This window comes from Bacillus horti, from assembly GCF_030813115.1.
GTDB lineage: Bacteria > Bacillota > Bacilli > Caldalkalibacillales > JCM-10596 > Bacillus_CH > Bacillus_CH horti.
The window spans coordinates 77507-84049 of sequence record NZ_JAUSTY010000021.1; the positions used below are offsets into that span (position 1 = coordinate 77507).

The 6543-nt window shown below is 38.3% G+C and carries 8 protein-coding genes; 5 read left to right on the forward strand and 3 right to left on the reverse strand.

Going from position 1 to position 6543, the window contains the following annotated elements:
* The first annotated feature begins 56 nt into the window (after window positions 1–56).
* Together J2S11_RS18970 and J2S11_RS18975 are read left to right on the forward strand one after the other, a co-directional pair.
* Window positions 57–830, forward strand: a complete 774-nt coding sequence (locus tag J2S11_RS18970; RefSeq protein ID WP_307397283.1) for a 4'-phosphopantetheinyl transferase family protein — start codon at window positions 57–59, stop codon at window positions 828–830.
* 70 nt (window positions 831–900) lie between these two features.
* Window positions 901–1626 (forward strand): DUF998 domain-containing protein, encoded by a 726-nt coding sequence (locus tag J2S11_RS18975; protein WP_307397284.1) that lies wholly within the window; start codon window positions 901–903, stop codon window positions 1624–1626.
* Window positions 1627–1852: 226 nt separating this feature from the next.
* On the opposite strand, the gene J2S11_RS18980 is transcribed toward J2S11_RS18975, so the two are convergent.
* A complete protein-coding gene (locus J2S11_RS18980; protein WP_307397286.1) occupies window positions 1853–2623 on the reverse strand; it encodes a hypothetical protein in 771 nt (256 codons plus the stop codon).
* A gap of 14 nt (window positions 2624–2637) precedes the next feature.
* Entirely contained in the window at window positions 2638–3258 is a 621-nt protein-coding gene (locus J2S11_RS18985; protein WP_307397288.1) for a C39 family peptidase, read from the reverse strand.
* A 278-nt stretch (window positions 3259–3536) separates the two neighbouring features.
* On the opposite strand from J2S11_RS18985, the gene J2S11_RS18990 reads away from it, so the two are divergent.
* The 3 genes from J2S11_RS18990 to J2S11_RS19000 all read left to right on the forward strand — a co-directional run bounded on the left by J2S11_RS18990 (window position 3537) and on the right by J2S11_RS19000 (window position 5838).
* Window positions 3537–4232 carry a hypothetical protein gene (locus J2S11_RS18990; protein ID WP_307397290.1) on the forward strand — a complete coding sequence of 232 codons (696 nt, stop codon included), beginning with the start codon at window positions 3537–3539 and terminating at the stop codon, window positions 4230–4232.
* Between the two features lie 211 nt (window positions 4233–4443).
* A complete protein-coding gene (locus tag J2S11_RS18995; RefSeq protein ID WP_307397291.1) occupies window positions 4444–5052 on the forward strand; it encodes a TetR/AcrR family transcriptional regulator in 609 nt (202 codons plus the stop codon).
* Between the two features lie 39 nt (window positions 5053–5091).
* Window positions 5092–5838 (forward strand): CPBP family intramembrane glutamic endopeptidase, encoded by a 747-nt coding sequence (locus tag J2S11_RS19000; RefSeq protein WP_307397293.1) that lies wholly within the window; start codon window positions 5092–5094, stop codon window positions 5836–5838.
* Between the two features lie 106 nt (window positions 5839–5944).
* On the opposite strand, the gene J2S11_RS19005 is transcribed toward J2S11_RS19000, so the two are convergent.
* Window positions 5945–6543: IS3 family transposase (locus tag J2S11_RS19005; protein WP_307397295.1), on the reverse strand; the 599-nt coding region annotated here is incomplete at its 5' end.

Here is a 6543-nt window from a genome sequence, read left to right on the forward strand (position 1 = left end):
TTTTAGTAGTGTGAAAAAAATTATTTTGTACATAAGGAGGGAGGCTTATCATTGAAGTGATCGATTATCTATTGGAAGTAAAGAGAGAAAATAAAAAAGAGTTGAAGACTTATACAGCTAATCTTTCCCTAGGATTATCTAATCCAACTAGCACGGAACAAATTATTCCGTTTCTCAGTCCTAGAGAACAACAGGAGCTAGAACAATTTAAGTTTGAAAAGAGGCGCCGCGAGTACAGTTTAGGGAGATATGTAGGTAAAAAAAGTGTTCAATCCCTCTTAAATAATACAGCCATGGAGGACATCTCTATAATAAATGGTGTGTTTAATCAACCGGTTCTCTATTATCCAAATAGTAGTGAGAGGATTCAAGTAAGTATTAGCCATGCTGATCATCTCGCCGTTGCTCTCGCCTTTCCAGAGGAGCATCCAATGGGGATTGATGTTGAAAAGGTGTCAGGAGACAATGAAGAAGCTTTATTGAGACAGATGTTAGATACTGAGCTTGAGTTGCTGAAGGGGCAGCAGTTATTGCTGAATCAGGGATTAACGCTATTATGGACCGCTAAAGAAGCTCTTTCAAAGGTATTGAAAACGGGTCTTACTGTCCCTCTGTCCGTTTTGGCTATTCATCATTTAGAAAAAACAGATGAAGGGTATATGTGTGAGTTTAAAAACTTTCTTCAGTATAAGACGTATAGCTGGCTATTTGATTGCTACGTTTGTAGCCTGTGTTTACCAAGAAATAGTTTGCTGTGCTCTAGTAGTGAAGAGATAAGAAAAGTGCTTCTAGCTTTGCTCAATCACCAATCTACTAAAACGTTTAATTAAAAGAAAGAATTTTAATAGATAAATAAGTAAAATGTAATAACATTCAGCTAGAGTAAAGGAGATGGATATATTGAGCTTTTCTTATTTCGCCATGCTTGGCACAGTATTAATAGGTGTTTTTTTAGCTCTTAGGATAAGGCACAACCGTAGGTGGGCTTTAGTTGTTGGTTGCCTTTCCTGGTTTTTAACTATCTTTTACTTCCTTATAGAGTTCTTCGTTATAAAAGAGTCAATGGTACCATACTCATTTTTAGATCAGCCGATGAGTGATTTAGGTGTTACTGTATGCGGAACCAATACGTATCTACTGGCCCCCTATGAGATTTGTTCACCTGCTCATTTACTTATGAATTGGACGTTTACAATTACGGGTTTAACAACCGTTATTGGGGCGATCTGCCTACAGCAATTTTGGCCTGCAACAAGGATGGCAAGAGTGGCTACATGGCTTCTTATTATCTTTGGACTAAGCATGTCTGTTGCGGGTATTATTCCCGCAGATGTTAGCTTTGTCTGGCATACTTTAGCTTCACTTCCAGGTATGTTTGTCCAGATACCAGCTTTGTTTTTACTAGGAAAGGCAATAAGAGGTATACGGCCAAAGCTTGCTACATGGAGCTATATTTGTGGGGCCTTGACAAGCGCTGTCTTACTCTCACTTTTTCTACAGGCATTCATTTCACTTCCTGGCGGACTACTACAGCGATTGCTTTACGCTTCAGTATACGTATGGAGCATGGGTACAGCAGTAGTTATTTGGAGGAATAGAGGGCATTTACTTTCTAAAGAAATATAGAATGACTTGATTAAATGAAAAAGCTGACATATCCTGTACATGTATATAGGAGTTAAACAGTCAACTGCATTATGAAGTGTATCGTGCTGTTTACTTTGCTATACTAGGCTGGATACATCCAAGGGAGGTACTATTCCTGATAGAATAAGCAAAAAGAAGTAGGTCTTAACGTTTAGAACGCTGTGACCTACTTCTATTCTTAGAAGTTAAATAAAGCCAATACTTTCTATGCTTTAAAACGATATCTACGAACAAAGGTAAATCCACCAAAGGCTACACCTAGAAAAGCAACTAGCCACCAATATAGATTTCCAGGTACGGATGAAAATATATTTCCTTGTACAGGCCCACCTCCTGCACCTTCCTCGTCTTCATGTAAAGGGATGGCTTCCCGGTATTCATAAGATAGAAACTCAGAAAACTGTTCTAGTGAAAGCTCAGCGCTTGTTGAAAAGTTAGAAATGACCTCGCTTCTTTCAGCAATATATTGCTTCATCTCTTCCCCTATTGGGCTGACTGTTAGCTTTTGCTCATTAAGGAAGTAGCCAAAACCGCTCATAGGCTCATATAGGTAGTCTTCATGGGGCTGTCTACGATCTAACGCTTGAGCCAATTCCATATAATGTCCCAGCCTTACAATTTCAAAGCCACCCTCAGGACTTTTGGCTATTTCAAGAGCATTTCTAGCTACACCATTTTGATAAATAGCAACAATCCATTCTCCTTCAAACTGAATGCTTGGCTTAAAGTTCTCATCCTGAAGTATGGTATGGACGGGGTGTATGGCCCCCGGTGAAATGTCTCCACGCTCTACCTCAAAATTAAAGAGATCCTGAGAACCTTCCGCAAAAATCTCATCTACAAATTGATAAAACTCAGTATCTAAAACCTGATATACATCCTGAGGCACTTCATCGGTCGTATAAATGGGTCCAAATCCCATTAGTAAAATTGAACTTAATATAACCAGTAGGACAACATATTTTTGCCTCAACACATGCTCACCTCCCTTTATTTATACATCCCATATCGTGAAAGAGTCCAAGAATATTTTGAATTACTTTTCATATAGCTATGTTTTTCTTTGACTGACTTCGTTCCTGATGTTGTAGTGCTGATATGAATGTACGTGACCATATTATTTGTATCATTGTAGCCAATGACTGGTGTTGCGTGATGGGTCCCGGTTTTCTTACCGTTGTTATTGAGCCATGACCTACGGAGAATGAGAGGTCTGCTGTTGTTAATCTCCGTTTTGATACGAGAAAAAGTAACCGAACCAGAAACTTCAGTTCCGTTGCTTTTAAAGCCTAGCTGTTTAAAAATATTTTGATAATTTGTCCAGTTACCTGTGTTATTAGGACATGAGCTTGACTTTTTCCCCCACTTATAAAACTGACACTGGGTGCTTTTGTTTCCAGTGTGGAAATTAGCCACTGATTTTGCAGCTGCCACCCAGCACCAATTGCTCCACGCTTGAGGGTAAGCCGTCACTTTTAATTGTTTTGACGCAAATAAAATCGGATTTGTTTCCAGATCGAAATCATCAGCTCCAACCGGAGAAGCTGAGAAAGCAAGTGAAGCAGAAAGTAACAATACGAGCAACCATTTTGAACCTTTTCTGACGTTCAATACAATACCTCCATTTCTGTTTTAGATTGATTAAATATCCTCTGATGTCATAAATTAGAATTACGTAGTATTATTATATTCATTTTAAGTAAAAAACACAATATTTATTTTATTTTGAATTTTTAAAATAATTTATAATGGATTATTGCTTGTTTTTGGTGATTTTTGAATAGGGATTACAAAGCTTGAAGGTTGACAAATGCTTTACAATGTCATTAAATGATGGTGGGCTAAATAACGTTAGATTTGAAAAACTTGACAGAACAGGGGTTTTAACTTTGAAGAAATTATGGCTTTTAAAGGTATTAGTCTTCCTTTTATTGATCAGTGCTGCGTGTAGCTCTGGAGATTCAAATGGAGATGAAATTGAGGATGAGGCTAACGAAGAAGAAGGGATTAATCTAGATGATTATATTACTGTAACGGATGGAGAATTTGACATTCCACCTGTTGTAGCGAGAGTAAATGATACAGAATTTAGTGATGATATTTTAAAATATACGATTGCTTTGTTAGCTAGTTATGGGGTCATTCCTTCAGAGATTACTGTAGAGGAGCTGAGAGAACGTTCACTTATGGAGCTTGATCAGATGATTAGTGCCCATTTAATAGAAGAAGCCGCGGCACAAACCACTTATGAGCCAACCGAGGATCAAATTGAAGAGCAAATGGGACAGCTGGAGGAGCAAGAGGAGTATGCTCAGTATACAGAGGAGCAAATAAGAAGACATGCTCTAACCATGCTGAAAAATGAGCATTATATCACTAGTCAAATTGGTGAAATTACCGTATCAGAAGAGGAAGTAAGAGCGGAGTATGATGCATTTTTAGATCAGGCTGAGTATGAAGTTATGCCATTTGACGAGGTCAGGGATGAGCTAGAGGAAATTTTAATTAGAGAGAAACGGATTGAAGCGGAGCTTGAGCTAGCTATTCCTCTTAAAGAAGAAGCTACGATTGAAATCTATATTTAAGATTAGATTCAAGTAAAACTGAATAGTTTCATGAGAATTGTTCTAGAAAGAGTGTAGCTAAAACAATTATTGCAGGAACACGCCCCCTTTTGCTGTATGTACAGCTTAAGGGGTTTTATTTTTGCTAGTCCCTATTGACTTTAGATTGGTTCTATCCTATTATATATTAAGTAAATAACTAGATAGTTACAAGTTGAAGAAAGGTGAAATTATGAAAAGAGATCCTCAGAAAACCCAAGAGCTAATATTGGAAGCAGCTACGAAGAGATTTGCCGTGGGAGGAATGGCTGGAGCTAGAGTGGATGAAATTGCTTCAGATAGTGGAGTAAACAAGAGAATGATCTATCATTACTTTGGTGATAAGCAAGGTCTTTATGCGAAAGTATTACAGGTCCAAATGCAGCAAATGTTTAGAGATATTAGAAAGCCGCGGTCCCAAACGGTAGATGAACAAATCCGAGAAGCAATTGAAGCTTATTTTGATTACTGCCGAAGTAATCCGGCCTACATTTCAATCATGCAGTGGGAAATGGTTTCAAAGTGGAGCACGTTGAACAGTATGGCAGAAGAGGTAGGGGGCGAGCTTTATACCTTATTAATTGAAATAATAAACGGGGGGATACGAGAAGGGGTTTTCCATGCAGAGACAGATGCAAGATTGTTTATTACCCTAGCCACCATTCAGGTTTTCTGTTTCTTCCCAATGCTTTATCATCCCAATTTATTGCATGAGGGTACGGCGGTACCAATAAGTGAAGCTAAGGTTGAAGACTACAAAAAAAAGGTAGTCGATCAAATCATGCGCTCCTTAGAACCATAATGTATAGAAACTTGACCTGATGAAAGGAAGAATGAATCAATGGAACAGCTAGAACAAATTTTTCAGTACTCTTTACGAATTACACCTGGCTTAATTCTTATCACCTTAACTTATCTTCTCCTGCCACAGAAAACGGTGATGGCTAAGCTCTTTTTACTTGTATTTGGTTTCATATTAGTACGAGATGCCATGACGCCGATGGGCTTTTGGAGATTCGGTGTTTCAGAAAACACGGTATGGGTACGTTTCATTGAGGATGGCTTGATTTTAACCACTTTAGGAATCATTTCTTTACTTTTTACCGTAGCCATAGTGTATCTTAACCCTAAATTAAAAGAGTATTTGGTATGGTTTGGTCAAAACAAACTTGCTTCTATAGGGATGGGGCTAGCTGGTGCTGTAATTGTTATCCTGCCATTTCTTTATATGTATAATGTGGCTCCTGTTGAACTGAGGGGTGGCATTGTCCCAACTAATCTTATCGTCCCATTGTTAGTGTTAGCCCTGTTTGGAAACCTGATGGAAGAGGTTCTATTCCGAGGCTATCTTCAAGGATATTTCGAAAAAATTACTGGTCCTTGGCGTGCTGCTATCCTATCAGGATTACTTTTTGCACTAGGACATATCTTCTTATCCGCCACTGTAACTGATTTAGGTATAGCTATATTGATCTTCACACTTTATGAGGGAATGGTTTGTGCTTTTGTAAGAATGAAATACGGGATCATCGCTTCGACTTTAACTCATGGTTTAACTATATTTGTATTAGCTTCTGGTTTACTATAAAAGCTAAAGGTTGTCCTAAAGCCTTCACTGAACTGCCACCTGTCAAGTAGACAGTGGAATAAATAAAAGCTTAACACCAATCATAATTATGTGGTTGGTGTTATTTTTAAGCTGCTAAACTTTTCAGGTATTGTCTGTACTCTAATGGTGTCATACCATTCAATCTCTTTTGGTATCGATGGCGATTGTAATATTCTATGTAGTCTATAATGGCTGCTTCCAACTCCTCATACGTGCGAAATCTAGCAAGATAATACATTTCGGATTTTAACATTCCCCAAAATGATTCCATCGGACCGTTATCGATGCACCTAGATACCCTCGACATGCTTTGAATCATTTCTGCCTCATCTAATTTCTTCTTAAATTTTTTGCTCGTATACTGATAACCACGATCACTATGAAAGATAGGACGAGCATTTGGGTGAGCTTGGTGAGCCAGATCAAAAGTTGTAAAAACAAGGTCATTGTTGTTGGAATGTCCGATGACAAAAGAAACAATACTTTTATCCGCTAAGTCAAGGATGGCACTAAGGTAAGCTTTGCTTTGGGTACCATATTTCATTTCCGTTACATCGGTCAGCCACTTTGTTCCGAATTCAGTGGAGCTAAACTCTCTATTTAAGATATTTTCTGCTGTAACTTGAGGTGTTGATTGGATGTATGTCTTTCGCTTCCTGCGGCATACCGATTTTAGATGTAACA

Bases quoted from the DNA above. Each gene is read 5' to 3' on its own strand.
- J2S11_RS18995 (WP_307397291.1), top strand. From the start codon at position 4,444: ATGAAAAGAGATCCTCAGAAAACCCAAGAGCTAATATTGGAAGCAGCT.
- J2S11_RS19000 (WP_307397293.1), top strand. From the start codon at position 5,092: ATGGAACAGCTAGAACAAATTTTTCAGTACTCTTTACGAATTACACCT.